Source organism: Pseudomonas sp. PGPR N4 (assembly GCF_059693665.1).
The window spans coordinates 54,306-80,671 of record NZ_JCAUKV010000003.1; the positions used below are offsets into that span (position 1 = coordinate 54,306).

Below are 26,366 nucleotides of genomic sequence, written 5' to 3' on the forward strand. Positions count from 1 at the left end.
GAAAGCTTACGGGTGAGGGTGAATCCATGACGACATCTACTGGCAAAATCAACCTGTTGGGTCTGACCCAGCCGGAAATGGAACAATTCTTCGACTCCATTGGCGAGAAGCGCTTCCGTGCCGGTCAAGTAATGAAATGGATTCACCATTTTGGCGTCGATGATTTCGCCGCCATGACCAATGTCGGCAAGGTCTTGCGCGAAAAGCTCGAGGCTGTTGCCGAGATTCGGCCACCGGAAGTGGTCAGTGAAGACATTTCCGCCGACGGCACCCGCAAATGGGTGATCCGCGTTGCCTCCGGCAGCTGCGTCGAAACCGTCTATATCCCGACCGACGACCGTGGCACCTTGTGTGTATCGTCGCAGGCGGGCTGCGCCCTGGACTGCAGTTTCTGCTCCACCGGCAAGCAAGGCTTCAACAGCAACCTCACCGCCGCCGAAGTCATCGGTCAGGTGTGGCTTGCGAACAAATCCTTCGGCACTATCCCGGCCAAAGTCGACCGCGCGATTACCAACGTGGTGATGATGGGCATGGGCGAGCCGTTGCTCAATTTCGACAATGTCATTGCCGCCATGAAGATCATGATGGACGATCTTGGCTATGGCATTTCCAAGCGTCGCGTCACCTTGTCGACCTCAGGCGTAGTGCCGATGATCGACGAGCTGGCCAAGCACATCGACGTTTCCCTGGCACTGTCGCTGCACGCGCCGAACGACGAGCTGCGGAACAAGCTGGTGCCAATCAACAAGAAGTATCCGCTCAAGGTCCTCCTCGAGTCGTGCATGGGCTACATGGCCACCCTCGGTGGCAAGCGTGTACTGACCGTCGAATACACCCTGCTCAAGGACGTCAACGATCAGCCCGAGCATGCCACGCAGATGATCGAGCTGCTGCGCGATATCCCGTGCAAGATCAACCTGATCCCGTTCAATCCGTTCCCGCACTCCGGTTACGAGCGGCCGAGCAACAATGCAATCCGCCGCTTCCAGGACCTGCTCCACCACGGTGGTTACAATGTCACCACCCGTACCACCCGTGGTGAGGATATCGACGCCGCTTGTGGGCAGCTGGTTGGTCAGGTCATGGACCGTACCCGCCGCAGCGAGCGTTACATCGCTGTGCGTCAGCTCAATGACGACGTGCAGATCGCCGACAACGCTGCGCGTCACTGAGCGGGCCGGCAGCGATGATCCTGCGCGCAGCGCTGTCGCTCCTGACCCTGTTGCTGCTGGCCGGCTGCGTGTCGGGCGGCAGCAATGACCCGCTGGCCACCCAGCTGGGTCGGGCCGAGGCGGGCAGGGCGTATGTGCAGTTGGGGCTGGGCTATTTGCAACAAGGTCTGACCGAGCAGGCCAAGGCGCCGCTGGTCAAGGCACTTGCCCTGAACAGCCGTGATGCCGATGCGCATGCCGCGCTGGCGCTGGTGTTTCAGGCCGAGGGCGAGCCGACGCTGGCAACCGAGCATTTCCACAAGGCGCTGGCGCAAAATCCGGATGACACCCGGATTCGCAACAACTACGGCAGTTTCCTATATGCTCAGGAGCGTTTTGCCGAAGCCGAGTCAGTGTTTCGCCTGGCCGCTGCCGATACCCTGTATCCTGAGCGCTCGCGCGTCTTCGAAAACCTTGGCCTGACGGTTCTCAGGCAAGGTCGCCGCGACGATGCCCAGGCGCATCTGCACAAGGCGTTGCAGCTCAACCCGCGACAACCGCGAGCGTTGTTCGAAATGGCTGAGTTGTCCTACGAAAACAGGCATTATGTGCCAGCCCGGGATTACTACGATCGTTTCAGCCAACTGAGCGCCCCGGATGCTCGCAGCCTGCTGATGGGCAGCCGCCTGGCGCGGGTGTTCGAGCAACCGGCAACGGTGGCCGAGCTGGGCCAGCAACTACAACGACTTTATCCCGGTACGCCGGAATATCAGCAATACCTGTCGGAGCAATGATGAAAGCCGCGCATCCCGAAGTAGCAGCAGCGACTCACCAGCACCCCGGTGAGACCTTGCGCCAGGCCCGCGAAAACCGCGACTGGACGCAGGCCGAGGTAGCCCGCAAGCTCAACCTGACCCTGAGCTCGCTGAACAATCTCGAATCCGGCGCCTTCGACAAGCTGCCAGGGCACACCTTTGCCCGTGGTTACATCCGTGCCTATGCCAAGCTGATGGACATGGACCAGGCGCCTCTGGTCGCCGCCTTTGACCAGGTCACCGGCACCCACGCGCAAGGCAGCCAGGTGCACTCGCTGGGACGAATCGAAGAACCGGTGCGCCTGTCGCACAACGTCATGCGCGTTGTCAGCCTGGTTCTGCTGGTGGCAGTAGTAGGTGGCGGCTTCTTCCTCTGGAAGGACCAAAGCAGCCTGCGCAACAGCGACCTTGGCAAAATCGCCCTGGAGCACGTCGAAGTCGAGAGCGCCGACGGCACCACCCAGATCCACCCGCTGGATGAGCCGGAAGACCAGGCTGTCAGCGAAGCCCAGCAAGGCCAGAGTGCGCCGCTGCCATTGGAGCAGGCTGCCACTGGCGAGAGCAGTGGCTCGGCCAACGAAGAAGCCATTCCGGCAAGCCCGGCGGTCGCCGAGAGCACTGCCGCCGCCCCGGTGACCCCGGCCGCGACCAATAATGCCGCCACCGCACCGACTGCACCTGCGCCAGCTGCGCCGGTCAGCGCACCAGCCGTTGCCGCCACAGCCCCCAGCGCACCTGTCGCAGCAGCGCCGGTCCCCGCCGGCAGTGGCCGTGTCGCGATCCAGTTCTCGGCGGATTGCTGGACCCAGGTCACCGATGCCAACGGCAAGCTGCTGGTCAACGCCACCAAGCGCAAGGGCGACAGCCTGGAAGTCACCGGCACACCACCGTTCGCGGTACGCCTGGGCTTCGCCCGCGGCGCTCAGATCAGCTACAACGGCCAGGCCGTTGATGTTGCACCGTTCACCAGTGGCGAAACCGCTCGCCTGAAGTTGGGGCAGTAACTCATGCACGGCGAATCTCCAATCAAGCGTCGCGAAACCCGCAAGATCTGGGTGGGCAATGTGCCGGTGGGCGGTGATGCGCCTATCGCGGTGCAGAGCATGACCAACACCGACACCAATGATGTCGCCGCCACGGTCGGGCAGATCCAGCGCCTGGTCGATGCCGGTGTCGACATCGTCCGCGTCTCGGTGCCAGACATGGACGCCGCCGAAGCCTTCGGCCGCATCAAGCAGCAAGTCAGCGTGCCGTTGGTAGCCGACATCCATTTCGACTACAAGATCGCCCTGCGCGTGGCTGAGCTGGGTGTTGATTGCCTGCGCATCAATCCAGGCAACATTGGCCGTGAAGACCGCGTGCGCGCGGTGGTCGATGCTGCGCGCGATCGTGGTATTCCGATCCGCATCGGGGTCAATGCCGGCTCGCTGGAAAAAGACCTGCAGAAGAAGTACGGCGAGCCGACCCCAGCAGCGCTGGTCGAGTCGGCCCTGCGCCATGTCGAGCACCTCGATCGGCTGGATTTCCAGGACTTCAAGGTCAGCGTCAAAGCCTCCGACGTGTTCATGGCCGTTGAAGCCTACCGTCTGCTTTCCAAGCAGATCATCCAGCCCCTGCACCTGGGCATCACCGAAGCCGGTGGTTTGCGTTCGGGGACGGTGAAATCTGCGGTCGGCCTCGGTATGCTGCTGGCCGAAGGCATCGGCGACACGATCCGGATCTCTCTCGCCGCCGATCCGGTCGAAGAAGTCAAAGTCGGCTACGACATCCTCAAGTCGCTGCGCCTGCGCTCGCGTGGGATCAACTTCATCGCCTGCCCGAGCTGTTCGCGGCAGAACTTCGATGTGGTCAAGACCATGAACGAACTCGAAGGTCGCCTCGAAGACCTGCTGGTCCCGCTGGACGTCGCCGTGATCGGTTGTGTGGTCAACGGCCCGGGTGAAGCCAAGGAAGCCCATGTTGGCTTGACGGGCGGCACGCCGAACCTGATCTACATCGACGGCAAGCCTGCGCAGAAACTGAACAACGACAACCTGGTCGAGGAGCTGGAAAAGCTCATTCGCCAGAAAGCGGCCGAAAAGGTCGAAGCCGACGCGGCGCTGATCGCCCGCGGCTGATACACAGATTCGAAAGGACTTTTCGTGAGCAAATCGCTGCAAGCCATTCGTGGCATGAACGACATCCTGCCTGACCAGTCGCCACTGTGGCGTTACTTCGAAGGCACGGTCGCCAGTTTGCTGGACGGCTACGGTTACAGCCAGATCCGCACGCCGATCGTCGAATTCACCGAGCTGTTCAAACGCTCGATCGGTGAAGTCACCGACATCGTCGAAAAAGAGATGTACACCTTCGAGGACCGCAACGGCGATTCGCTGACGCTGCGTCCTGAGGGTACCGCTGCCTGCGTGCGCGCCGTGCTCGAGCATGGCATCACCGGCAACGGCCAAGTGCAGAAGCTCTGGTACACCGGGCAGATGTTCCGCCACGAGCGCCCACAAAAAGGCCGCTATCGCCAGTTCCACCAGATCGGCGTCGAGGTGTTCAACCTGGATGGCCCGGACATCGATGCCGAGCTGATCATGCTGACCTGGCGCCTGTGGGGCCAGTTGGGCATTCAGGACGCGGTCAAGCTCGAGCTGAACAGCCTGGGCACCAGCGAAGCCCGTGCACGCTATCGCGACGCGCTGGTCGAGTTTCTCTCGGCGCGCCTCGAGCAGCTTGATGAAGACAGCCAGCGTCGGCTCAAAAGCAACCCGCTGCGCATTCTCGACAGCAAGGATCAGGGCACCCAGGCCGTGCTGGTCGGCGCGCCGAAGCTGGAAGATTATCTGGACGAAGAATCCCGTTTGCACTTCGAGGGCCTCAAGGCTCGCCTGAACGCTGCCGGCATTCCCTTCGTGATCAACACCAAGCTGGTGCGTGGCCTCGACTACTACAGCAAGACCGTGTTCGAGTGGGTCACCGACAAGCTCGGCGCCCAAGGCACCGTGTGTGCCGGTGGTCGTTACGACGGCCTGGTCGAGCAGATGGGCGGCAAGCCGACTACTGGTGTTGGCTTTGCCATGGGCATCGAGCGGTTGATTTTGCTGCTGGAAACCCTGGGCAAGGTCCCGGAGTCGATCAGTCGCCAGATCGACGTTTACCTGTGCGCCTTTGGCGAGCAGGCCGAGTTGGCCGGTCTGGGCCTGTCCGAGCGGTTGCGTGACCAGGTACCGGGCCTGCGCCTGGCGGTCAACGCCGGTGCCGGCAGTTTCAAGAGCCAGTTCAAGAAGGCCGACAAGAGCGGGGCGTTGTTTGCCCTGATCATGGGGGACGACGAACTGGCGCAACAAGTGGTAGGTTTCAAACCCCTGCGTGGCCAGGGCGAACAACAGAACATAGCCTGGGATGCTCTGGCCGAGCACCTGCAAGCTGCCCTCGCGAACGCGTGAAGCAGTCAAACAGCCGAATTTGCTGAATAGGAGTATTGGGGTGTCGAGTACCGATGATGATGGCCTGAGCGCGGCCAAGGACTGGTGGGATCGCAACGGCAAGCCGCTGCTGACCGGCGCCCTGTTGGCTGCTGCTTTGGTAGCTGGCTGGCAGACCTGGCACAAGTACCAGAGCAATCAGTCACAAGGCGCTTCGGTGCTGTACCAGAACCTGCTGGAAACGGCCCTGACGCCGACCGGCGAGCCTGATGCAAGCAAGGTTGCCGAGTTGGCTGGCAAGCTCAAGAGCGAGTTTGGCGGCACCGCCTATGCCCAGTACGGCAGCCTGTTCGTGGCCAAGGTAGCGGTCGACAGCGGCAAGCTGGACGACGCAGCCAGCGAACTCAACAGCGTGCTGGCAAAACCTGCCGATGCCACCCTGGGCGAGATCGCACGCCAGCGTCTGGCCCGTGTGCTGGCTGCTCAGGATAAGGCTGACGAAGCACTGAAGCTGCTCGATGGCGACGCTGACAAGGCGTTCCAGGCCAGCCGCGAAGAGCTCAAGGGCGATCTGCTGGTACAGTTGGGCCGCGCTGGCGATGCCCATAGCGCATACGAAAAAGCCAAGGCCGCGTTGTCTGATGAAGCAGCGGTCGGTGGCCTGCAACTGAAGCTGGATGACCTGGCCAAAGGGGACGCTTGACGTGATCGGTTGGAAACAAGCAGCAGTGCTGAGCCTGGCCGTACTGGTCGTGGGTTGCAGCAGCAACAGCAAGAAGGAACTGCCTCCGGCCGAGCTTACCAAGTTCACCGAAGAAGTCGTGCTGAAAAAGCAGTGGAGCCGCTCGATCGGTGACGGTCAGGGTGAGACCTACAATACCCTGGTGCCGGCCATCGAAAACGACCGCATCTACGCTTCCGACGTCAACGGCGAAGTCTTCGCGCTCGATCGCAACACCGGCGACATCGTCTGGAAACAGGACCTCGACCTGCCGGTTTCCGGCGCAGTCGGCGTCGGCTATGGCCTGGTCATGCTCGGCACCCTCAAGGGTGAAGTGATCGCCCTGGACAGCAGCACCGGTGAAGAGCGCTGGCGCTCCCGCGTGACCAGTGAAGTGCTGGCGCCGCCGGCTAACAACGGTGACGTGGTGGTGGTGCAGACTCAGGACGATCGTCTGATTGGTCTGGACGCCGCGACCGGCGACCGTCGCTGGATCTACGAAAGCACTCCAGCGGTACTGACTCTGCGTGGCACTGGCGCACCGATCGTGACCAATCGCATGGCCGTTGCCGGCCTGTCGACCGGCAAGGTTGTTGCTGTCGACATCCAGAACGGCGTGCCGGTCTGGGAAAGCCGCGTCGCGATCCCGCAAGGTCGCTCCGAACTCGAACGCGTCGTCGATATCGACGGCGGTTTGCTGCTGTCTGGTGGTACCCTGTACGTCGGTACCTATCAGGGCCGGGTTGCCGGTCTGGATCTGGAAAGCGGCCGCGTGCTGTGGCAGCGTGATGCGTCCAGCTACGTCGGTGTCGCCCAGGGCTTTGGCAACGTCTACGTCAGCGAAGCTTCCGGCACCGTTGAAGGCGTCGATGAGCGTTCGTCGAGCGCACTGTGGAGCAACGATTCCATGGCGCGCCGTCAGCTGAGCGCCCCTGAAGTGTTCTCCAGTTACGTCGCAGTCGGTGACTTCGAAGGCTACCTGCACCTGCTGAGCCAGGTCGATGGTCGCTTCGTTGGCCGTGAGCGTATTGACAGTGATGGCCTGCGCGCCCGCCCCTTGGTGGTCGGCGACACCATTTATGTCTTCGGCAACAGCGGCAAGCTCGAGGCATTGACCATCCGCTGAGGCTAAGCTTGAAGCCGTGAGGCTTCGAGCAGTGGCGCATGATGCGCCGCGCGAACTCCGGCCGCTGCTCTGCAGCGGCCTTTGCATTTTCAAGAATTCAAGAGTGGAGAGCCGTATGGTTCCCGTAATCGCCCTGGTGGGGCGGCCGAACGTCGGCAAGTCCACCATGTTCAACCGCTTGACCAAAACCCGCGACGCCATTGTCGGCGACCTCTCGGGCCTGACCCGTGACCGCCAGTACGGCGATGCCATGTGGCAGGGCCGTTCGTACATCCTGATCGACACCGGCGGTATCACCGGTGACGAAGTGGGCATGGACGAGAAGATGGCCGAGCAGTCGCTGATGGCCATCGAAGAGGCCGACTACGTGCTGTTCCTGGTGGATGCCCGCGCCGGCATGACCGCTGCCGACCAGATGATCGCTGACCACCTGCGCAAGCGGAACAAGTCTGCGGTGCTGGTCGCCAACAAGATCGACCACATCGATCCTGACCTGGCACGTGCCGAGTTCTCGCCGCTGGGCATGGGCAACGCGATTCCGGTCGCCGGCTCCCAGGGCCGCGGTATCAACGCCCTGATGGAAGAGCTGCTTGGGCACATCCCGCGCGATCAGGAAGAAGACGCGCTCGACCAGGAAGTTGCCGAAGGCGAAGAGGCCGTTCGGATTCCAGGCCCGAGCGAAAAAGACGGCATCAAGATCGCCATCATCGGCCGTCCCAACGTGGGCAAGTCGACCCTGGTCAACCGCATGCTCGGTGAAGAGCGCGTGGTGGTCTATGACGAGCCAGGCACCACTCGCGACAGTATCTACATCCCGTTCGAGCGTGATGGTGACAAGTACACCTTCATCGACACCGCCGGGGTGCGCAAGCGCGGCAAGATCCACGAGGAAGTCGAAAAGTTCTCGGTGGTGAAAACCCTGCAGGCGATCAAAGACGCCAACGTGGTGATCTTTGTCATGGACGCCCGCGAAGGTGTGGTCGACCACGATCTCAACCTGCTCGGCTTTGCCCTTGAGGCCGGCCGCGCCATCGTCATCGCCCTGAACAAGTGGGACGGCATGCAGCCGGGCGAGCGCGACTACGTCAAGACCGAGCTCGAGCGCCGGTTGTTCTTCGTCGACTTCGCCGACATCCACTTCATCTCGGCGCTGCACGGCACCGGCGTGGGCAACCTGTACAAGTCGGTGCAGGCCGCGTTCAAGTCGGCGGTCACCCGCTGGCCGACCAGCCGCCTGACGCAGATTCTGGAAGACGCTATCGGCGACCACCAGCCGCCGCTGGTCAATGGCCGCCGGATCAAGCTGCGTTACGCTCACCTGGGTGGCGCCAACCCGCCGATCATCGTGATCCACGGGAACCAGACCGAGAAGATTCCACGCTCGTACTCGCGCTACCTGGAGAACACTTACCGTCGCGTGCTCAAGCTGGTCGGTACGCCGATCCGCATCGAGTACAAAGGCGGCGAGAACCCGTACGAGGGTAACAAGAACACCCTCACCGACCGCCAGGTCAACAAGAAGCGCCGCTTGATGTCGCACCACAAGAAGGCCGAGAAGAAGCGCAAAGACAAGCGCTGATTCTGGCCTGACCCTGCACCGGGGCTGCTGCGCGGCCCCTGTTGCATCAGTGTATTGTTTCAACCTTTTTCCTGATTGCTCGATCCGCTATGCTCGGACTCCAGTCCGTGCCGGATACCCCCAGGAAAGAGGGCTTCATGATCCGCAGCAAACTGCCGAACGTCGGCACGACCATCTTTACCAGCATGTCGCAGCTGGCCGTGCAAACCGGCGCGCTCAACCTGTCCCAAGGCTTCCCCGACTTCAACGGCCCGCAGGCGCTATTGGATGCCGTAGGCCGGCACGTGGCCGCCGGGCACAATCAATACGCGCCCATGACCGGCCTGCCGGCCCTGCGCCAGCAAGTGGCTGCGAAGGTGGCTCGGCTGTATGGGGTTAGCGTGGATGTCGAGCAGGAAATCACCATCACGCCAGGCGCCACCGAGGCGATCTTCTGCGCGATCCAGGCAGTGATCAATTCGGGCGACGAGGTAATCGTTTTCGACCCGTGCTACGACAGCTACGAGCCTTCGGTAGAGTTGGCCGGCGGGCGCTGCGTGCATGTGCCGCTGAGCAACGACGATTTTGCCATCGACTGGCAACGCTTCAGCGATGCCCTCACGCCGCGCACGCGCATGGTCGTGCTCAATTCGCCGCACAACCCCAGCGGAGCTTTGATCAGCCGTGCCGATCTCGACCAGCTGGCGGGATTGATTGCCGACCGCGATATCTACCTGGTCAGCGATGAAGTGTACGAGCACCTGATCTATGACGGCGTGGCGCATGCCAGCGTGCTGGCTCATGAACAGCTCTATCAGCGCGCCTTCGTCATCAGCTCGTTCGGCAAGACCTACCACGTCACTGGTTGGAAGACCGGCTACGTGATCGCGCCCCCGCAATTGAGCGCCGAGCTGCGCAAGGTACACCAGTACGTCAACTTCTGCGCAGTGACGCCGCTGCAGTGCGCGCTGGCAGACTTCATGGCCGAACACCCTGAGCACATCGAGCAGTTGCCGGGCTTCTATCAGGCCAAGCGCGATCTGTTCTGCGATCTGTTGCATAGCTCACGCTTCAGCTTCAAGCGTACCCCAGGCACCTACTTCCAGTTGGTCGACTACAGCGCCATCCGCCCTGATCTGAACGATGTCGACATGGCCCTGTGGCTGACCCGCGAGCATGGCGTGGCGAGTATTCCGGTGTCGGTGTTCTACCAGACGCCAGTCCCGCAGCAACGCTTGATCCGCCTGTGCTTTGCCAAACGAGAGGAGACGCTGCAGCAGGCAGCGGAGAAACTATGCGCGATCTGACCGCACTGCCCAACCTGAAAATTGCCATGGTGCAGACCACGCTGGCCTGGCATGACCGCGAGGCCAACTACGCCCATTTCGAAGAGTTGCTCAAGCAAGTCGGCAGCCCTGACCTGGTGATTTTGCCAGAGATGTTCACCACCGGCTTTTCGATGGAGTCCGAGCGCCTCGCCGAGCCCGAGAACGGCCCGACCGCCAAGTGGCTCAAGGCCCAGGCGAAGAAGCTCAACGCAGTAATCACCGGCAGCGTGATCGTCCAGGCCGCTGACGGCAGCCACCGTAACCGGCTGCTGTGGGCGCGCCCGGACGGTGAAATCCTGCACTACGACAAGCGCCACCTGTTCCGTATGGCCGGCGAGCACAAGCACTACACCCCGGGCGAGCGCCAGGTGCAGTTCGAGCTGAAGGGTTGGCGGGTCCGCCCATTGATCTGCTACGACCTGCGCTTCCCGGTGTGGAGCCGCGATGCCCATGACACTGACCTGCTGCTGTACACCGCCAACTGGCCGGCAGCGCGGCGGCTGCACTGGAACCGGCTGTTGCCGGCGCGGGCGATCGAGAACCTGTGCTTCGTGGCGGCGGTCAACCGGGTCGGCACCGACGGCAAAGGCTTTGCCTACTCAGGCGACAGCCAAGTGCTGGATTTCCAGGGCGAGAGCCTGCTCAGTGCCGGCGAAGCGGACGGCGTATTCACCGTCGAGCTGCGCGCGGCGGAACTGGCGGCGTACCGCAGCCGTTTCCCGGCCAACCTGGATGCCGATACCTTCGACCTGCATTGAGCGTTGCCGGCCGGGGCATAGCACTCCGGCCGTTCAACCGACTCAGTACACGTCGCGTCGGTAGCGACCGTCTTCTACCAGCTGTTGCAGCATGGCCTCGCCGAGGATGCCCCTGAGCGCCGCGTCGACTGCCGCGGCCATGCCCTGCAGGCTGCCGCACACATAGATGCAGGCGCCGTCGGCGACCCAGCGGCGCACCTCGTCGGCCTGCGCCAGCAGCAAGTCCTGGACATAGACCTTTTCAGCCTGATCACGCGAGAACGCCAGGTCCAGCTTGCGCAGCTCACCGCGCGCCAGCCAGCCTTGCAGTTCATCGGCGCAGAGCAGATCGCTGGCGCGATTGCGCTCACCGAACAGCAGCCAGTTGCGCTGTTCACCTTCACTGATACGTGCCTTGAGCAAGCTGCGCAGTCCGGCCAGCCCGGTGCCGTTGCCGATCAGCAGCATCGGTGCTGGGGCCACTGGCAGGTGGAAGCTGCTGTTGCGGCGCAGGCGCAGGCTCAGCGAGCCTTGCAGGGGCAGCACCTCAGTCAGCCAGCCTGAGCCCAGGCCAAGGCTGCCGTCAGTGTGCCGATGCTGGCGCACAATCAGCTGCAGCACGCCATCGCTGGCAATCGATGCGATCGAGTATTCACGCGTGCCGAGCGGCACCAGCGCATCGATAACCGCCTGCGCGTGCAGGCCGACCAGATGCTCGCGGCTGACCGGCAATTGCCGACTGCCCAGTGCCTGACCCAGAGTTTCGCGCGAACCTTCAAGTTGCACTGGGGTATCCAGATTCAAGCCCAGGCCTTGAATAAACGCTTGAACCTGGGCGGCGGCATTGCGCGGCAATACCTCCACCAGGTCGCCTGCATCCCAGCGCACCGCCTGCTCGGATTGCAGGTCGAGCAGGTACACCGGCTGGCCCTGGCTACCAGGATTGAGCAGCCTGCGCGCGGTCAGGGTCCAGCTGTTGAAGGCGGGCGCTTGCCAGGCGCTGACGGCGCTGGCGCCGGTCAACTGTGCCAGTTGCTGCTGCCAGTGCTGGAGCGCGGCTGGGTCGGCGTTGTCGACTTCGACCGGGCTGAATGCAGTGCTGGCGCCGCGCTCGGCAAGCCATGCCTGCAAGCGCCGCGCAAAGCCACAGAAGTGCTGATACTGGCGGTCACCCAAGGCGAGCAGGGCATAGTCCAGATGCTCCAGCGGCCACGCCTGGCCGAGTATCTTGCGCTCGAAACCACGGGCGCTGTCGGGTGCCTCGCCATCGCCAAAGGTGCTGACTACAAACAGCGCCCGGCGTGCCTGGCGCAGGTCATCTTCACCCAGCTCGGCCAAGGCGCGTACTTGCACCGACAGGCCTGCCGCCTGGAGCTGGCCGGCGCTCTGCCAGGCCAATTGCTCGGCAAGGCCGCTCTGGCTGGCAAAACCAATCAACCAGCTGTCACCTGCCGACGTGGTGCTGTCGACACTGCCACGGGCCACGCGGATCTGGCGTTGCTTGCGCCGGCGGTCGAGGTACAGCAGCCAGCCGGTGATGAAGAACAGCGGCATGCACAGGCTGGCGATGGTAAAGATGATCCGCCCGGGCAAGCCGAAATAGCTACCCACGTGCAGGGCATAGATGCTTTGCAGCAGTTGAGCACTGAGCGACTTGTCGGCATAACGCTCGATGCGCGTGAACGTGCCGGTAGCCGGGTCGAGGGTGACGGTGTCAAAGGCACGTTCGTGATCGGCATCGTCCAGCAGATAGAACAGCGTCGCCGGCTGCCCGCCAACCGGCGGCAGGCGCAGGTTGTAGCCAGTCAGGCCGGGCCCGGCCGCAGCCTGCAGGTTGCTCCAGATGGCGTCGTAGTCGACCCGCAGCGGCGGGGCCTTTTGGTTGACCGACTGCGGGCCACGGCGGCCACCGCCTTCGCCACGCTTGTGCTGCTGGCCCGCAGCCGGGGCGTCGCCGAGCAGCTTGTTCAGCCCGCGGCTGTACCATTCGTACGACCATGACAGACCGGTCAACGCAAACAGCAGATAGAACAGCAGGCACCAGGTGCCGAACACGGCGTGCAGGTCCCAATTGAACGCACGGCCCTTCTTCGCCCAGTCCAGGGTCAGCCAGGTGCGCCAGTTCAGCGCTTTGCGGGGCCAGCGTAGATACAGGCCTGACAGGCAGAAGAAGATCAGCATCAAGGTGCAGGCACCGGTGATCTGCCGGCCGCTTTCGCCCATGGCGAGAAACCGGTGCAGGCTGAGCATCAGGTCGAAGAAGCCTTGGCCGGAGACCTCGCCTTTGATCTCGCCGGTGTAGGGGTCGGCATAGCGCATCTCACCGCGGCGCTGGCCGGTTGGCGCGGTGAAGAAGATTCGTGCGGCATTGCCCTCGCGGGTGTCGACCCGCAGCATCGCGACCTTGTCGCCGTGCGCCGCCTCGACCCGCCGCACCAGCTCTGCCGGTGGCAGCACGCCTTCGGCGCGCACCTGCACCTTGAGCACATCGGCATCGAACAGGCGCAGCAGTTCTTCCTGAAACGACCAGATCGCCCCGGTGGTACCCATCAATGCCAAGACCAGCCCGGCCGTGATGCCAAACAACCAGTGCAATTGAAACAGCGACTTCTTCAGCACGTCGATCACCTTGTCTTGCCGCGCAAACTCAACCGGCGGACATTATGCCTTGCTACGCGAAAGCCCCGCTCACTGGCGTGAGCGGGGCTTGGCGATTGCTGCGTCAGAAATGGAAGCTGGTGGTCAGCAACGCTGTGCGTCCGGCTGCCTGGTTGGCGAAGTGAGTAGAAAACGCCTTGTCGTAGTACACCTCGTTGGTGAGGTTTTGTACGTTCAACTGCAGATCGACGTTCTTGCTCAGCTTGTACGCAGCCATTGCGTCATAGCGCACATAACTGTCGACCATGGTGGTGTTGGCTATGTTGCCGTACACATCATCCATGTAGAAGGCGCCGCCACCCACGGTCAGCTTTGGCGTAAGGGCGTAGGTGGTCCACAGGCTGGCACTGTTGTTCGGCGTATTCGGCAATTGATTGCCGTCGTTGACCGCACCCAGCGCGCCGCCGTCGATCTGGCGGGCCTGCATGTAGGTGTAACCGGCGAACACCTGCCATTTGTCGGTGAGCTTGCCACTGGCCGACAGTTCGACGCCCTGCACGCGGGTCTCGCCGATGTTTTCGTAGGTGGTGGTGTTGACCTGAACGCGGGCGTTTTCCTTCTCGGTGCGGAATACAGCGGCGGTCAGCGACAGGCGCTCGTCGAGCAGATCCCACTTGGTACCGAGTTCGTAGTTGGTGGTTTCTTCCGGCTCCATGTCGCTGGCCAACAGGTTGCCGGCGCGGTCGGTGGTGTTGCCCAGCGGGTTGCCTTCGGAGCCTTCGCCCAACTGCGCGCCGGGTGGGGTTGCCGAGGTGGCGTAGGAAACGTAGATGCTGCCGTTCTCGGCGGGCTTCCACACCAGGCCCAGTTGGCCAGTGATGAACTCGCTGGTGTCACTGCCCTTGGATGCAACGCCCTTGCTGTTGACGGCGGTAGCGCCAGAGGCGGTATAGCCGCGGTACTGGGTGTCGAAGTGGTCATAGCGCAGGCCCATGTTGAGCAGCCACTGTGGCGTCAGCTCAAGGGTGTCGAACACATACAGCGCGCGGGTGTTGCTCTTGGTGTCAGTGCCAGCATAGTTGCGCGCGATGGCGCCGTTCCACGGATCGTCCGGGTTGGGATTGCTCAGGGAGGTGCAGTTGTAGCCGCTGTTAGGGCCGATCAGGCCCGGGGTGCAGGTAGATGCTGTTGCGCCGCCGGTGTTGGTATTGACGTTGTAAGACGAGCGCTGGCTTTCTTCCCGGCTCAGCTCAATGCCGGTGGAGAAGCTGTTCTTCATGCCGCCCAGGTAGAACTCGCCAAACAGATCGGTTTGGTTGGTTGTGGTAGCGGTGTTGCCAACTCGGGTGTTGGCGCGGCGCCAGACGCTGCCGTTGTTGACGTTGCCCTTGCTGTCGTCGGGCTGCGTGAGGATGTAGTCCTGCATGCTGTTGCCATGACGCAGGGTGTTCTTGATGGTCAGCGCGTCGGTCAGGTCATGCTCGATCGCGAAGGTGGCGATGTCGACCCGGCTCTTGCGAAAATCACGCCCGGTCAGGCCGTAGAAGTTGTCGCTGTCGCCACCGTCATCCGGTTTGCTCGGGTGGGCCGAGGTGCGCGCGTTGCTGCCCGCGGTCGGGATCGAATAGGGGATTCCCGAGTCCGGCAGATCGTCGCTTTCCAGGTGGTAGTAGTCAAGGTTGACCCGGGTTGGCGTGCCCAGGCCAAACGCCAGCGACGGGGCGATCCCCCAGCGGTCGTAATTGACCTTGTCGCGGCCAGCGACGTTGCTCTCGTGGGTCATCAGGTTGAGGCGCCCGGCAACACTGTCACTGAATTGGTAGTTGCCATCCAGGGTGTAGCGCTGGGTCTGGTCACTGCCCCAGGTCCAGGCACCGTCCAGCGAGTTGCCCAGGTGCGCGCGCTTGCTCACCAGGTTGATGGTGCCGCCGGCGGCGCCACGCCCGCCAACAGCCGAGTTCGGCCCTTTGGCCACTTCCACCGATTCAACAGCGAAGATTTCCCGAGTTTGCGCGCCAGTGTCGCGCACGCCGTCCAGGTAGGTATCACCCTGGGCATCGAAGCCGCGGATGAACGGCCGGTCACCTTGGGGGTTGCCGCCTTCGCCGGCACCGAAGGTAATCCCCGGGACGGTGCGCAGGGCGTCTTGCAAGCTCAGCGCGTTGGTTTCCTTGATCACCTGCTGCGGGATTACGGTTACCGAGCGCGGGGTGTCCACCAGCGGCGCGGTGTACTTGGGCGACGAGGCTTTGTCGACCTTGTACTCGGTTGCGGCCTGTTCTGCCTTGCCGTTGACGCTGGTCGCGTCGAGCGTGATGGCTGCGGGCTCTGCGGCATAGGCAGACGAAGCACTGATGGCAACGCCAATGGCTGAGGCGAGCAGGCGTGGTGAACTTACAGCAGACGGCACGTGGCGCATTTTTTTATGACCTTCCCCAAGGTGTGAAGGCCGCGAAGAGTAATGTAAGCAATTGTAAGTCACAATTGAGAAATATTACCATTCGGTACAAATTTACATTCTTTACAATTTAACCCTGCATTTTCTCCGGTCTCATTCGTTAGGGCATGGTGAAAGGGCTTGCCGTGAGTAAAAGGGAATCAATATCATTGGCGCCCTAGTCCCGACCCGGTCCATTTCCATGCTGCTGCACATCCCTAGCCTGTTCGCCGCCGATGAACTCTTGCGGATTCGTGAAGCGCTGGCGCAGGCAGATTGGGCCGATGGCAAGGTCACCGCAGGCCACCAATCGGCCAAGGCCAAACACAACCTGCAGCTGCCAGAGGCGCATCCATTGGCCAAGGAAATCGGCAGCGCCCTCATCGAGCGTCTTTGGCAGACCCCGCAGTTCATGTCTGCGGCCCTGCCGCACAAGGTGTTCCCGCCGTTGATCAACTGTTATCGCGAGGGTGGCAACTTCGGCTTTCACATCGACAATGCCCTGCGCCAGCCCAAGGGCAGCGCCGAGCGAGTGCGCACCGACCTGTCAGCGACGCTGTTTCTCAGTGACCCGGACAGCTATGACGGCGGCGAACTGGTGATTCAGGACACCTATGGCACGCAGCAGATCAAGCTGGCCGCAGGCCACATGGTGCTGTACCCCGGCACCAGCCTGCACAAGGTCAACCCGGTCACTCGCGGTGAGCGCTACGCGGCGTTCTTCTGGACTCAGAGCCTGGTCCGTGAAGACAGCCAGCGGGCGCTGCTGTTCGAGATGGACAATGCCATTCAGCAGCTCAGTGCTGACCTGCCCGATCACCCTTCACTGCTGCAACTGACCGGCGCCTATCACAACTTGCTGCGGCGCTGGGCAGAGGTCTGAACATGTCCTATACGTTGCGCCGCGATGAGGTCGTGGATGTCACAGCGCTGCGAGCCATGCTCGAAGCCAGCCCCGCTAAGGCCGCCCAAGCGATCCTGGCAGCGGCCGGGCAGGGCGTCAGTGAGGCGCAGTTGTTGCTGGGCCAGATCCTGCTCGATGGCCGCGGCATCGAGCAGGATCCGCAGCTGGCGCGGCGATGGTTCAGCATTGCCACCCGCGCCGGCAGCGGCATGGCGCACAACATGCTTGGGCGCTGCCTGGAGCACGCCTGGGGCGGGCCGGCCGACCTGCCTGGCGCAGCAGTGCAGTACCAGCGCGCAGCCGCGCAGGGGCTGGACTGGGGCTGGTACAACCTGGGCAACCTGCTGGCCACCGGGCGCGGTGTCGAGCTTGACCAGAAGCTGGCGCTGGCCTGCTACGAGAAGGCTGCACATCTGGGCCACGCCAAATCGATGAACCTCTATGGGCGTTACCTGGAACAAGGCATCGCCGGCCCTGCCAGCCCAGCGCGGGCGTTTCGCTGGTATAAGCGCTCGGCCGAGGCTGGGGATTTTCGCGGTATGTTCAGCCTGGCCATGGTGCTGATCGAGCGTGGCCAGTTGGGCGAGGCGCGGCCTTGGCTGGCGCGTGCGCGGGTGCAAGGCAACGTCAACTTCCTGCGCAGTGCAGTGCTGACTCTGCAAGGTGCTGGACGGTTGCTGGCTGAGGAGGCGGCAGTGTTTGCGCAGGAGCTGCGCCAGCGGGAGCTGGGCTAGCAAAGCGCTGCGTTTACATACAAAAACGGGGCCTTGCGGCCCCGTTTATGATTTACAGGTAGTAGGCTTTCAACGGTGGGAAACCATTGAACTCCACTGCGCTGTAGCTGGTGGTGTAGGCGCCGGTCGACAGCCAGTACAGGCGGTCACCGATGGCCAGGTTCAGCGGCAGGCCATACTTGTAGTGCTCGTACATGATGTCGGCGCTGTCACAGGTAGGCCCTGCAATCACCACTTCTTCCATCTCGCCTTTCTTCTCGGTCCAGATCGGGAACTTGATCGACTCGTCCATGGTTTCGATCAGGCCGGAGAACTTGCCCACGTCGGTGTACACCCAACGCTCGACCGCGGTACGCGACTTGCGCGCAACCAACACCACTTCGCTGACCAGAATACCGGCGTTGGCAATCAGCGAACGGCCCGGCTCGAGGATGATTTCCGGCAGGTCGTCGCCGAAGTCTTCCTTGAGGAAGCGGATGATTTCTTCAGCGTAAGTCTCCAGGCTGTTGGTCCGGGTGATGTAGTTGGCCGGGAAGCCGCCACCCATGTTGATCAGCTTGAGAACGATGCCGTCTTCTTCCTTCAGGCGCTCGAAGATCACTTTGACCTTGGCGATGGCGGCGTCCCAGACGCTGATATCGCGCTGCTGCGAGCCGACGTGGAAGGAGATGCCGTAAGGCACCAGGCCCAGGTCACGGGCAAGGATCAGCAGGTCCATGGCCATGTCGGTCTGGCAGCCGAACTTGCGCGACAGCGGCCAGTCGGCAGTGGTCGAGCCTTCGGTGAGAATGCGCACGTAGACCTTGGAACCCGGCGCAGCCTTGGCGATGTTGCGCAGGTCGGCTTCGGAGTCGGTCGCGTACAGGCGCACACCCTTGTCGAAGAAGTAGCGGATGTCCTTGGACTTCTTGATGGTGTTGCCGTAGCTGATGCGGTCCGGGCTGACGCCCTGGTTCATGACCTTGTCCAGCTCGTAGATCGAGGCGATGTCGAAGTTCGAGCCTTTGTCCTTGAGCAGGTCGATGATCTCGACCGCTGGGTTGGCCTTGACTGCGTAGTAGACCTTGGCGAACTCGAAACCGGCGCGCAGGTCGTCATAGGCCTTGCTGATCATCTGCGTATCGATGACCACAAACGGGGTTTCCTGCTTGTCGGCGAACGCCTTCATCTTCTGGAAGGTGTCACGTGCGAAATAATCTTCGACTTGGATCGACATGCTCAAGGACTCCATGGGCAAACTGAAAAAGAAAGTGGCTGCAAACTGAACGCCCTCCGTATCCCCACTTTGGTTCGCCTACTTCCCAAGGCATGTCGCCGAAAGCAAAAAGGCCAACCGCATGGTTGCGCCTGCTGTCTCGTCGTCAGTACTTGAGCCGGATGGATCGTTTCCAGCATGGACGTTCGGCGCGCACTTTAGGGCGTGAACCAGGCAAGATCAACAGGCAATCCCCACCTGTTCGTCGCGGATCGACGAGCAGTTACTGGAATAACCGACTCGTATTACCGACAGATGTTCCTGAGCAGGCTCAAACGTAAATAATTGTGGAACAGGCAGGGATCTGGCGGCGAACCCCTGAAAAGCTGTGTTCATTGCAGGTCGGTGATATTTCACTGCAAGAACCCGCAAGTAAGCTCTGGAGACCGTTGGTCAGTGGTTCGCTGGATCACACGTCGAGGCAGGGAGTGTTCACATTTATGGCCACACAGTCAGTGCCTGCGAGTGGCCAAAAAAAGCATAAATTTTTTGTTACTACAGCGGGGGCGCCCGATCACAGACGCCCCCGTTGATTCAGGAAGCCACCGTCTCGGCCGGGGAGACGATGCTGGTCTTGGCACCGCGAGAGCGCCCCGAACTCAGGTAGGCCGCAATCGACTCCTGGGTCACCTCGCCAAGGAACACCTGCTCGGCGTCCAGCACCGGCAACCACGCCCGGTTGAACTCGTACATCCGCGACAACAGGATGCGCAGGTGCTCATCGTGCGAAGCGGTGGCGTTGAACTGACGCAGGAAGTCAGCACAGGTGCCCTGTTGCCGGTGCATGTCGCGGCGGCGCACATAGCCCAGCGCCTTGTTCGCCGCGTCGGTCACCACCACGTAGCGGCGGTCGTGCTCGTCGAGCAGCTCCAGCGCATCGGCCACTGGTGTTTCCGGGCTGACCGACGGCGCGTTGTCGGCGGCGTCCTCGGCGCGCACCAGCAGCAGCCGCTTGAGGGTGCTGTCCTGGCCGACGAAGTTGCTGACGAAGTCGTCCACCGGGTGCGCCAGCAGGGTATCCGGATGATCCAACTGGAGCAGCTTGCCCGCGCGGAAGATAGCGATCTTGTCACCCAGCTTGATCGCTTCGTCGATGTCGTGGCTGACCATGATCACGGTCTTGTTCAGCGCCCGCTGCATCTCGAAGAACTCGTTCTGGATCATCTCGCGGTTGATCGGGTCGACCGCGCCGAACGGTTCATCCATCAGCAATACCGGCGCATCTGCGGCCAGTGCGCGGATCACGCCGATGCGCTGTTGCTGGCCACCGGACAACTCGCGCGGGTAACGCTGCAAGTACTGCTTGGGTTCAAGCTTGATCATGCTCATCAGTTCGCGCGCGCGGTCGTGGCAGCGCTGCTTGTCCCAGCCGAGCAGGCGCGGCACTACGGTGATGTTCTCTTCGATGGTCATGTTGGGGAACAGACCGATCTGCTGGATCACGTAGCCGATGCTGCGGCGCAGGCTGACTTCGTCCAGCCCGGTGGTGTCCTCACCGTTGATGAACACCTGGCCTGAGGTCGGTGTGATCAGGCGGTTGATCATCTTCAAGGTGGTGCTCTTGCCGCAGCCCGACGGGCCGAGGAACACGCAGATTTCGCCTTCGTTGACGGTCAGGTTGACCGAGTCGACGGCTTTGACGTCCTTGCCGTTGGCATGGAAGGTCTTGCTGAGGTTCTTCAATTCGATCATGAGCGCAGTCCTCGTGGAGTCAGGGCACGTTGCAGGGCTTGCAGGAGCAGGTCGGCGACAATCGCCAGCAGGCTCACCAGCACCGCGCCGACCAGCAGCATCGACATGTCGCTGCGGCTGATGGAAGTCAGAATAAGCACACCCAGGCCACCGGCGCCGATGGTCGCGGCGATGGTCATTACGCCGATGTTCATCACCACGGCGGTGCGCACCCCGGCGAGGATCACCGGCACGGCGATCGGCAGCTCGACCATGCGCAGGCGCTGGCCGAAGGTCATGCCGATACCGCGGGCGGCTTCACGGATGCCCGGTTCGACGTTGGTCAGGGCCAGGTAGGTGTTGCGCAGGATCGGCAGCAGTGAATAAAGGAACACCGCCGTGATCGCCGGCAATGGGCCCAGGCCCTGGCCGAACTTGGAGTAGAACGGCAGCAGCAGGCCGAACAAGGCAATCGAGGGAATGGTCAGCAGCACCGTGGCGCTGGCCTGCAGTGGGCCGGCCAGGACCGGGAAGCGTGTCATCAGAATGCCCAGCGGCACGCCGAAGACAATCGCCAGGCTGACCGCGATGCCGACCAGGGTGATGTGCTGCCAGGTCAGCTGCAGCACCAGCGCCCAGTCGAGGTGGGCAAAGGTATCGAACAGGCTCATGGCTGTACCTCTTTGTCGGCAGTGCCGGGCAGCGGGTGCTCACGCAGGAATGCAGCGGCAACCACCGACGGGCTCTGGTGTTCGACGTCGACCTTGGCATTGAGCTGGCGCATGGTCTCGTCGTCCAGTTGCTCGGCCAGCGGCTTGAGCAGGGTGGCCAGTTGCGGGTTGGCGTCGAGTACCGCTTTACGTACCACCGGCGCAGCGGTGTAGTCGGGGAAATAGTGCTTGTCGTCTTCCAGCAAGGTCAGATTGAACGCGTTGAGGCGACCATCTGTGGTGTACACCAGGCCGGCAAACACCTGATCGTTGCGCAGCGCGGTATAGACCAGGCCGGCGTCCATCTGGCGGATGTTGGCGCGGCCGACCTGCAGGTCGTACAGCTCTTTCAGGCCCACCAGGCCATCCGGGCGATTGGCGAACTCGGTGTCCAGCGCGACCAGATGCTTGCGCTTGTGCTCGTCACGCAGCACCTGATTGAGCTGGCTGATGTTGCGCACCTGCGGATACTTTTCGGCGACCTTGCTGGGCAGGGCCAGGGCGTAGGTATTGCTGAACCGCGACGGGGTCAGCCAGATCAGGTCCTTTTTCGCGTCTAGCTGTTTGACCTTGGCGTAGGTCGCTTCGGCACTGGTCATGCGCTCGTCGATATGGTTGTACGAGACCAGCGACACACCGGTGTATTCCCACATCAAATCGAGCTGGCCGGTCTCTTGCGCCTGGCGCGCCAGGCTGCTGCCCAGGCCGCCGGTCACGCGCACGGCAAAGCCATTGGCGCGCAGGTATTGCGCGGTGATTTCGGCGAGTACCGTCTGTTCGGTGAACACCCGGGCACCGATGCGAATCAGCGGTTTTTCCGCCGCTTGGGCAAATCCTGCCAACAGCAGGCCCGCGCCAAGCAACAAGGCGATGGTTTTTCTCATGGGTTCCCTCTACTTATTGAGCCAGACCGCGTTCCAGCCAGCGTTTGCTGGAGAAACTCACCAGCACATCCAGCAACAACGCCAACGCCGCCGTGCAGGCCGCGCCGAGCAGTAGCTGTGGCTGATTGTTCAAGGCAATGGCAGGGAAGATCAGGCTGCCAAGGCTGTTGGCGCCGATCAGAAACGCCAGCGGCGCGGTGCCGACATTCAGCGCCAGAGCAACCCGCACGCCGCCGACAATGATCGGCACGGCGTTGGGCAGTTCGACTTGCCAGAGTTGCTGGCGCGGAGTCATGCCGATGCCGGTAGCGGCTTCCTTGAGTGAGGCAGGGACGTTTTTCAGGCCTTCGTAGGTGTTGCGCACGATTGGCAGCAGGGAGGCGAGAAACAGCGCGAAGATCGCCGGGCCTGCGCCGATGCCCAGAAAACTCAGGGCGATGGCCAGTACGGCCAGGGGAGGGATGGTGTTGCCTACGTTGAAGAACTGCATGAAGCGCTCGGCTTTGTCGACCCGGTGCGGTCGACTCAAGGCAATCCCGGCGGGGATGCCCACGGCCAACGCCGCCGCCATCGAAGCCAGCACCAGCACAAGGTGCGCTTGCAGGTAAAACCACAGATCGTCGCGATAACGCGCGATCGTATCAAGGCCGATCCAGTGGATCAGCAGGGCCAGGATGACAAGCGCGGTGGCCCATCCCATCAGCCCTTTTCCGTAGCGTCTAGCCACAGGTGGACTCCTTTTCTTGTCGTCGGCGAACAGTGCTGCGCAGCGCGGCCAGTGCAGGCGGCGGGCAGAGTGATCGCGAGTAGCAGCGTGGCGCTCAGCAAAGCTGCGCGGACATGCCATGAGCCAAGCCCCGTCGGGCTCGAAAATGCAGGTATTACCAGCCCCAAACTGCAATGGTCAGCAGGGGGTGGACGTCTCCGGGGACGCAAAGGTTCCCATCTACGGCGGCAGTTGGCCAGTGTTAATCACTGGCAAGGCCAATTCATGGCGCGACAAAAACAGCGGATTTATCCTCTGCAGGCGTTGAAATACCTACGCTGGGCCGCTTCGTGGACATTTGCCTGTGTGGCTGCAAAAAACTCGGCTGGCCAGGCATTGGCTGATGGCTTACGCCGCTGGGCAGGGCGCTGCGGCTGTGTTTGGGTCTATGGGCGGTTTCGGGTATAATCTGCGCCCTTTTTTCGATCCCCATTCAGGCGATTTCCCATGACCAACCAGGCCGCCGAAGTCGCGAAGCGCCGCACTTTCGCAATCATTTCCCACCCCGACGCCGGTAAGACCACCATCACCGAGAAACTCTTGCTGATGGGCAAGGCCATTGCCGTCGCCGGTACCGTGAAGTCGCGCAAGTCCGACCGCCACGCCACCTCCGACTGGATGGAAATGGAGAAGCAACGCGGTATCTCCATCACCACCTCGGTCATGCAGTTCCCTTACCGCGAACACATGATCAACCTGCTCGACACCCCGGGCCACGAAGACTTCTCGGAAGACACCTACCGCACCCTGACCGCGGTCGACTCGGCCCTGATGGTGCTCGATGGTGGTAAAGGCGTCGAGCCACGCACCATCGCCCTGATGGACGTCTGCCGTCTGCGTGACACGCCGATCGTCAGCTTCATCAACAAACTCGACCGCGACATCCGCGACCCGATCGAGCTGCTCGACGAGATCGAAGCGGTACTCAAGATCAAGGCCGCGCCAATCACCTGGCCGATCGGTTGCTACCGCGACTTCAAGGGCGTTTACCACCTGGCCGGCGACTACATCATCGTCTACACCCCAGGCCATGGTCACGAGCGCACCGAGGTCAAGATCATCGAGAAACTCGACTCCGATGAAGCCCGCGCGCACTTGGGTGACGAGTACGATCGCTTCCTTGAGCAACTGGAGCTGGTTCAAGGCGCCTGCCACGAGTTCAACCAGGAAGAGTTTCTCAACGGCCAGCTGACTCCGGTGTTCTTCGGTACCGCGCTGGGCAACTTCGGTGTCGACCATGTGCTCGACGCTGTGGTCGACTGGGCGCCACGCCCGCTGGCGCGCGTAGCCAACGAGCGGACCGTCGAGCCGGTCGAAGAGAAATTCACCGGCTTCGTGTTCAAGATCCAGGCGAACATGGACCCGAAACACCGCGACCGCATCGCCTTCATGCGCATCTGTTCGGGCAAGTACGAAAAGGGCATGAAGATGCGCCACGTGCGCACCGGCAAGGACGTACGCATCGGCGACGCCCTGACCTTCTTCTCCTCCGAGCGTGAGCAACTGGAAGAAGCCTTTGCCGGCGACATCATCGGTCTGCACAACCACGGCACCATCCAGATCGGCGACACCTTCAGCGAAGGCGAAAGCCTAGGCTTCACCGGCATCCCGCACTTCGCCCCGGAATTGTTCCGCCGCGTGCGGCTGAAAGACCCGCTCAAATCCAAGCAGCTGCGCCAGGGCCTGCAGCAGCTCGCCGAAGAAGGCGCGACCCAGGTGTTCTTCCCGCTGCGCAGCAACGACATCATCCTCGGTGCGGTCGGTGTGCTGCAGTTCGACGTGGTCGCCAGCCGCTTGAAGGAAGAGTACAAGGTCGAGTGCGGCTACGAGCCAATCACGGTCTGGTCGGCGCGCTGGATCAGCTGCGACGACAAGAAGAAGTTCGAGGAATTCGAGACCAAGGCCGTGGAAAACCTCGCCGTCGATGGCGGCGGTCACCTGACCTACCTCGCCCCGACCCGGGTCAACCTGGCGCTGATGGAAGAGCGCTGGCCGGACGTGAAATTCCGCGCCACGCGGGAACATCACTGATCTGATTATTGGGGCCGCATCTGCGGCCCCAATGCTGTTCAGTTACCGGCTTTGATACTGGTCCACAGGCGAGTGCGAATGCGGTCGATCTTGGCGGGCATCGCCTCCAGTGCGTATAGCTTGCCCATCACATCGTCACTCGGGTAGATCATCGTGTTGCTTTTAAGTGCAGGGTCGACCAGCGTGTCGGCCTTGAGGTTGCCGTTGGCGTACTGCACATGGTTGCTGATGTTGGCCATCACCTCAGGCTGCAACAGGTAGTTCATGTAGGCGTAGGCCTGCTTCTCGTCGGGCGCATCGGCTGGCATGGCGACCATGTCGAACCACATCGGCGCACCTTCCTTGGGGATCGAATAGCCAACCTTGACGCCGTTCTTGGCCTCTTCGGCGCGATTCTTCGCCTGCAGCACATCGCCGGAGAAGCCAACCACCACGCACACGTCGCCATTGGCCAGGTCGCCGGTGTACTTGGATGAGTGGAAGTAGCTGATGTACGGGCGCACCTTCATCAGCAGTTCTTTGGCTTTCTCGTAGTCCTTCGGATCCTGGCTGTGGTGCGGCAGGCCGAGGTAGTGCAGGGCAATCGGCAGCAGCTCGGGGCCGTTGTCGAGCACCGCCACACCGCAGCTCTTGAGCTTGCTCATGTACTCGGGCTTGAAGATCAGGTCCCAGGAATCGACCGGCGCGTTGTCGCCGAGCACCGCCTTGACCTTGTCGATGTTGTAGCCGATGCCGGTGCTGCCCCACAGGTAGGGGAAGCCATACTGGTTGCCCGGATCATTGACCTCAAGCGCCTTGAGCAGTACCGGATTGAGGTTCTGCCAGTTGGGCAGTTGGCTCTTGTCGAGCTTCTTCAGGGCCTTGCCCTGGATCTGCCGGGCCATGAAGTGGTTCGACGGGAACACCACGTCATAGCCGGAGTTGCCGGTCATCAGCTTGCCGTCGAGGGTCTCGTTGCTGTCGAACACGTCATAGGTCGGCACGATGCCGCTGGCCTGCTGGAAGTTCTTCAGGGTATCGGGGGCGATGTAGCTCGACCAGTTGTAGATCTTTACCGACTCGGCGGCGTTGCTGACACAAGCGGCGAGCATCAGGGGAGCGATTAGAAGCGTGCGCATGTCCGGGGTACCTTGCTTTGTGTGTTGTTATCGAAGGACGGCAGAGGCGATCAGCGATCAGAAAATCAATACATAGCTCTTGCGCACGGTTTCTTCGATGTCCCAGATCCCGGTGCTGTTGGCCGGTAGCATCAGTGCGTCTCCGGCTTCTATGAGTAGCGGTTCGCCTCCATCAGGGGTGAAGGTGCAGCGGCCCTTGATGAAATGGCAGAACTCCTGCTGCACGATCTGCCGGCGCCAGCGCCCTGGGGTGCACTCCCAGATACCGGTTTCGACCCCATCGCTGCGTTCGACGCTGGTCACCGACGTCACGGCGACTGGCTCCCCGAGCGGCACGGCGACCGGGTTGGATTCCTCGAGTACGGCGCTGTCGGTGTGTTTGAACTGGGTGATGTTCATGACCAGTGAATCC

General features: G+C 62.1%; 22 protein-coding genes. 13 read left to right on the forward strand and 9 right to left on the reverse strand.

Annotated elements, in window-relative coordinates; all coding sequences use genetic code 11:
- Window positions 1–26 precede the first annotated feature (26 nt).
- The 10 genes from rlmN (at window position 27) to AC58X1_RS14090 (ending at window position 10,867) form a co-directional block, all read left to right on the forward strand.
- Window positions 27–1,172 carry a dual-specificity RNA methyltransferase RlmN gene (rlmN, locus tag AC58X1_RS14045; protein ID WP_101316699.1) on the forward strand — a complete coding sequence of 382 codons (1,146 nt, stop codon included), beginning with the start codon at window positions 27–29 and terminating at the stop codon, window positions 1,170–1,172.
- 14 nt (window positions 1,173–1,186) lie between these two features.
- Window positions 1,187–1,945, forward strand: a complete 759-nt coding sequence (pilW, locus tag AC58X1_RS14050) for a type IV pilus biogenesis/stability protein PilW (protein WP_497429013.1) — start codon at window positions 1,187–1,189, stop codon at window positions 1,943–1,945.
- Window positions 1,945–2,970, forward strand: a complete 1,026-nt coding sequence (locus AC58X1_RS14055; RefSeq protein ID WP_181108505.1) for a RodZ domain-containing protein — start codon at window positions 1,945–1,947, stop codon at window positions 2,968–2,970. The genes pilW and AC58X1_RS14055 overlap by 1 nt, the downstream gene beginning before the upstream one ends.
- A 3-nt stretch (window positions 2,971–2,973) precedes the next feature.
- Window positions 2,974–4,083 carry a flavodoxin-dependent (E)-4-hydroxy-3-methylbut-2-enyl-diphosphate synthase gene (ispG, locus tag AC58X1_RS14060; RefSeq protein WP_101316705.1) on the forward strand — a complete coding sequence of 370 codons (1,110 nt, stop codon included), beginning with the start codon at window positions 2,974–2,976 and terminating at the stop codon, window positions 4,081–4,083.
- A 24-nt stretch (window positions 4,084–4,107) separates the two neighbouring features.
- Entirely contained in the window at window positions 4,108–5,397 is a 1,290-nt protein-coding gene (gene hisS / locus AC58X1_RS14065) for a histidine--tRNA ligase (RefSeq protein WP_150570787.1), read from the forward strand.
- Between the two features lie 40 nt (window positions 5,398–5,437).
- On the forward strand, window positions 5,438–6,079 hold the full coding sequence (locus AC58X1_RS14070) for a tetratricopeptide repeat protein (RefSeq protein WP_101316709.1): 642 nt from the start codon (window positions 5,438–5,440) through the stop codon (window positions 6,077–6,079).
- Between the two features lies 1 nt (window position 6,080).
- Window positions 6,081–7,223, forward strand: a complete 1,143-nt coding sequence (bamB, locus tag AC58X1_RS14075; RefSeq protein ID WP_207072425.1) for an outer membrane protein assembly factor BamB — start codon at window positions 6,081–6,083, stop codon at window positions 7,221–7,223.
- A 115-nt stretch (window positions 7,224–7,338) separates the two neighbouring features.
- Window positions 7,339–8,802 (forward strand): ribosome biogenesis GTPase Der, encoded by a 1,464-nt coding sequence (gene der, locus AC58X1_RS14080; RefSeq protein ID WP_103436120.1) that lies wholly within the window; start codon window positions 7,339–7,341, stop codon window positions 8,800–8,802.
- Between the two features lie 137 nt (window positions 8,803–8,939).
- Window positions 8,940–10,088 carry a pyridoxal phosphate-dependent aminotransferase gene (locus AC58X1_RS14085; protein WP_497429014.1) on the forward strand — a complete coding sequence of 383 codons (1,149 nt, stop codon included), beginning with the start codon at window positions 8,940–8,942 and terminating at the stop codon, window positions 10,086–10,088.
- Window positions 10,076–10,867, forward strand: a complete 792-nt coding sequence (locus tag AC58X1_RS14090) for an amidohydrolase (RefSeq protein WP_188035435.1) — start codon at window positions 10,076–10,078, stop codon at window positions 10,865–10,867. Before AC58X1_RS14085 ends, AC58X1_RS14090 begins: the two co-directional genes overlap by 13 nt.
- A gap of 42 nt (window positions 10,868–10,909) precedes the next feature.
- On the opposite strand, the gene AC58X1_RS14095 is transcribed toward AC58X1_RS14090, so the two are convergent.
- Together AC58X1_RS14095 and AC58X1_RS14100 are read right to left on the reverse strand one after the other, a co-directional pair.
- A complete protein-coding gene (locus AC58X1_RS14095; RefSeq protein ID WP_497429015.1) occupies window positions 10,910–13,465 on the reverse strand; it encodes a PepSY domain-containing protein in 2,556 nt (851 codons plus the stop codon).
- 103 nt (window positions 13,466–13,568) lie between these two features.
- Window positions 13,569–15,863, reverse strand: a complete 2,295-nt coding sequence (locus AC58X1_RS14100) for a TonB-dependent receptor (RefSeq protein ID WP_103436123.1) — start codon at window positions 15,861–15,863, stop codon at window positions 13,569–13,571.
- A gap of 220 nt (window positions 15,864–16,083) precedes the next feature.
- Between AC58X1_RS14100 and AC58X1_RS14105 the strand changes: the two genes are divergently transcribed.
- Both AC58X1_RS14105 and AC58X1_RS14110 read left to right on the forward strand, forming a co-directional pair.
- Window positions 16,084–16,764 (forward strand): Fe2+-dependent dioxygenase, encoded by a 681-nt coding sequence (locus AC58X1_RS14105; RefSeq protein ID WP_497429016.1) that lies wholly within the window; start codon window positions 16,084–16,086, stop codon window positions 16,762–16,764.
- 2 nt (window positions 16,765–16,766) lie between these two features.
- Window positions 16,767–17,519 (forward strand): tetratricopeptide repeat protein, encoded by a 753-nt coding sequence (locus AC58X1_RS14110; RefSeq protein WP_101316723.1) that lies wholly within the window; start codon window positions 16,767–16,769, stop codon window positions 17,517–17,519.
- 52 nt (window positions 17,520–17,571) lie between these two features.
- On the opposite strand, the gene AC58X1_RS14115 is transcribed toward AC58X1_RS14110, so the two are convergent.
- The 5 genes from AC58X1_RS14115 to AC58X1_RS14135 all read right to left on the reverse strand — a co-directional run bounded on the left by AC58X1_RS14115 (window position 17,572) and on the right by AC58X1_RS14135 (window position 22,739).
- Window positions 17,572–18,735, reverse strand: a complete 1,164-nt coding sequence (locus AC58X1_RS14115) for a type III PLP-dependent enzyme (protein WP_101316725.1) — start codon at window positions 18,733–18,735, stop codon at window positions 17,572–17,574.
- A 573-nt stretch (window positions 18,736–19,308) separates the two neighbouring features.
- Window positions 19,309–20,466: an osmoprotectant ABC transporter ATP-binding protein OsmV gene (locus AC58X1_RS14120; RefSeq protein WP_101316727.1), complete on the reverse strand. Its 1,158-nt coding sequence runs from the start codon at window positions 20,464–20,466 to the stop codon at window positions 19,309–19,311.
- A complete protein-coding gene (locus AC58X1_RS14125) occupies window positions 20,463–21,116 on the reverse strand; it encodes an ABC transporter permease (RefSeq protein WP_101316729.1) in 654 nt (217 codons plus the stop codon). Before AC58X1_RS14125 ends, AC58X1_RS14120 begins: the two co-directional genes overlap by 4 nt.
- On the reverse strand, window positions 21,113–22,039 hold the full coding sequence (locus AC58X1_RS14130; protein ID WP_497429017.1) for a glycine betaine ABC transporter substrate-binding protein: 927 nt from the start codon (window positions 22,037–22,039) through the stop codon (window positions 21,113–21,115). Before AC58X1_RS14130 ends, AC58X1_RS14125 begins: the two co-directional genes overlap by 4 nt.
- 13 nt (window positions 22,040–22,052) lie before the next feature.
- On the reverse strand, window positions 22,053–22,739 hold the full coding sequence (locus tag AC58X1_RS14135; RefSeq protein WP_219860630.1) for an ABC transporter permease: 687 nt from the start codon (window positions 22,737–22,739) through the stop codon (window positions 22,053–22,055).
- A gap of 513 nt (window positions 22,740–23,252) precedes the next feature.
- Between AC58X1_RS14135 and AC58X1_RS14140 the strand changes: the two genes are divergently transcribed.
- The gene (locus AC58X1_RS14140; RefSeq protein WP_101316735.1) at window positions 23,253–24,836 is read left to right on the forward strand and encodes a peptide chain release factor 3; all 1,584 of its coding nucleotides are present in this window, start codon (window positions 23,253–23,255) and stop codon (window positions 24,834–24,836) included.
- A gap of 38 nt (window positions 24,837–24,874) precedes the next feature.
- Here the strand turns inward: AC58X1_RS14140 and AC58X1_RS14145 are convergent, their stop codons facing one another.
- Window positions 24,875–25,954, reverse strand: coding sequence for a polyamine ABC transporter substrate-binding protein (locus AC58X1_RS14145; protein WP_101316737.1), 1,080 nt, complete (start codon window positions 25,952–25,954; stop codon window positions 24,875–24,877).
- A 57-nt stretch (window positions 25,955–26,011) separates the two neighbouring features.
- On the reverse strand, window positions 26,012–26,353 hold the full coding sequence (locus tag AC58X1_RS14150) for a cupin domain-containing protein (protein ID WP_101316739.1): 342 nt from the start codon (window positions 26,351–26,353) through the stop codon (window positions 26,012–26,014).
- Between the last annotated feature and the right edge of the window lie 13 nt (window positions 26,354–26,366).

What these genes read in the sequence shown, in the direction of transcription:
- rlmN (WP_101316699.1), top strand. Translation starts at nt 27, where the DNA reads ATGACGACATCTACTGGCAAAATCAACCTGTTGGGTCTGACCCAGCCG.
- AC58X1_RS14135 (WP_219860630.1), bottom strand. Translation starts at nt 22,739, where the DNA reads ATGGGATGGGCCACCGCGCTTGTCATCCTGGCCCTGCTGATCCACTGG.
- AC58X1_RS14120 (WP_101316727.1), bottom strand. Translation starts at nt 20,466, where the DNA reads ATGATCGAATTGAAGAACCTCAGCAAGACCTTCCATGCCAACGGCAAG.
- AC58X1_RS14105 (WP_497429016.1), top strand. Translation starts at nt 16,084, where the DNA reads ATGCTGCTGCACATCCCTAGCCTGTTCGCCGCCGATGAACTCTTGCGG.
- AC58X1_RS14145 (WP_101316737.1), bottom strand. Translation starts at nt 25,954, where the DNA reads ATGCGCACGCTTCTAATCGCTCCCCTGATGCTCGCCGCTTGTGTCAGC.
- AC58X1_RS14055 (WP_181108505.1), top strand. Translation starts at nt 1,945, where the DNA reads ATGAAAGCCGCGCATCCCGAAGTAGCAGCAGCGACTCACCAGCACCCC.
- AC58X1_RS14090 (WP_188035435.1), top strand. Translation starts at nt 10,076, where the DNA reads ATGCGCGATCTGACCGCACTGCCCAACCTGAAAATTGCCATGGTGCAG.
- AC58X1_RS14140 (WP_101316735.1), top strand. Translation starts at nt 23,253, where the DNA reads ATGACCAACCAGGCCGCCGAAGTCGCGAAGCGCCGCACTTTCGCAATC.
- pilW (WP_497429013.1), top strand. Translation starts at nt 1,187, where the DNA reads ATGATCCTGCGCGCAGCGCTGTCGCTCCTGACCCTGTTGCTGCTGGCC.
- der (WP_103436120.1), top strand. Translation starts at nt 7,339, where the DNA reads ATGGTTCCCGTAATCGCCCTGGTGGGGCGGCCGAACGTCGGCAAGTCC.
- AC58X1_RS14085 (WP_497429014.1), top strand. Translation starts at nt 8,940, where the DNA reads ATGATCCGCAGCAAACTGCCGAACGTCGGCACGACCATCTTTACCAGC.
- AC58X1_RS14100 (WP_103436123.1), bottom strand. Translation starts at nt 15,863, where the DNA reads ATGCGCCACGTGCCGTCTGCTGTAAGTTCACCACGCCTGCTCGCCTCA.
- AC58X1_RS14130 (WP_497429017.1), bottom strand. Translation starts at nt 22,039, where the DNA reads ATGAGAAAAACCATCGCCTTGTTGCTTGGCGCGGGCCTGCTGTTGGCA.
- AC58X1_RS14110 (WP_101316723.1), top strand. Translation starts at nt 16,767, where the DNA reads ATGTCCTATACGTTGCGCCGCGATGAGGTCGTGGATGTCACAGCGCTG.
- ispG (WP_101316705.1), top strand. Translation starts at nt 2,974, where the DNA reads ATGCACGGCGAATCTCCAATCAAGCGTCGCGAAACCCGCAAGATCTGG.
- AC58X1_RS14150 (WP_101316739.1), bottom strand. Translation starts at nt 26,353, where the DNA reads ATGAACATCACCCAGTTCAAACACACCGACAGCGCCGTACTCGAGGAA.
- AC58X1_RS14125 (WP_101316729.1), bottom strand. Translation starts at nt 21,116, where the DNA reads ATGAGCCTGTTCGATACCTTTGCCCACCTCGACTGGGCGCTGGTGCTG.
- AC58X1_RS14115 (WP_101316725.1), bottom strand. Translation starts at nt 18,735, where the DNA reads ATGTCGATCCAAGTCGAAGATTATTTCGCACGTGACACCTTCCAGAAG.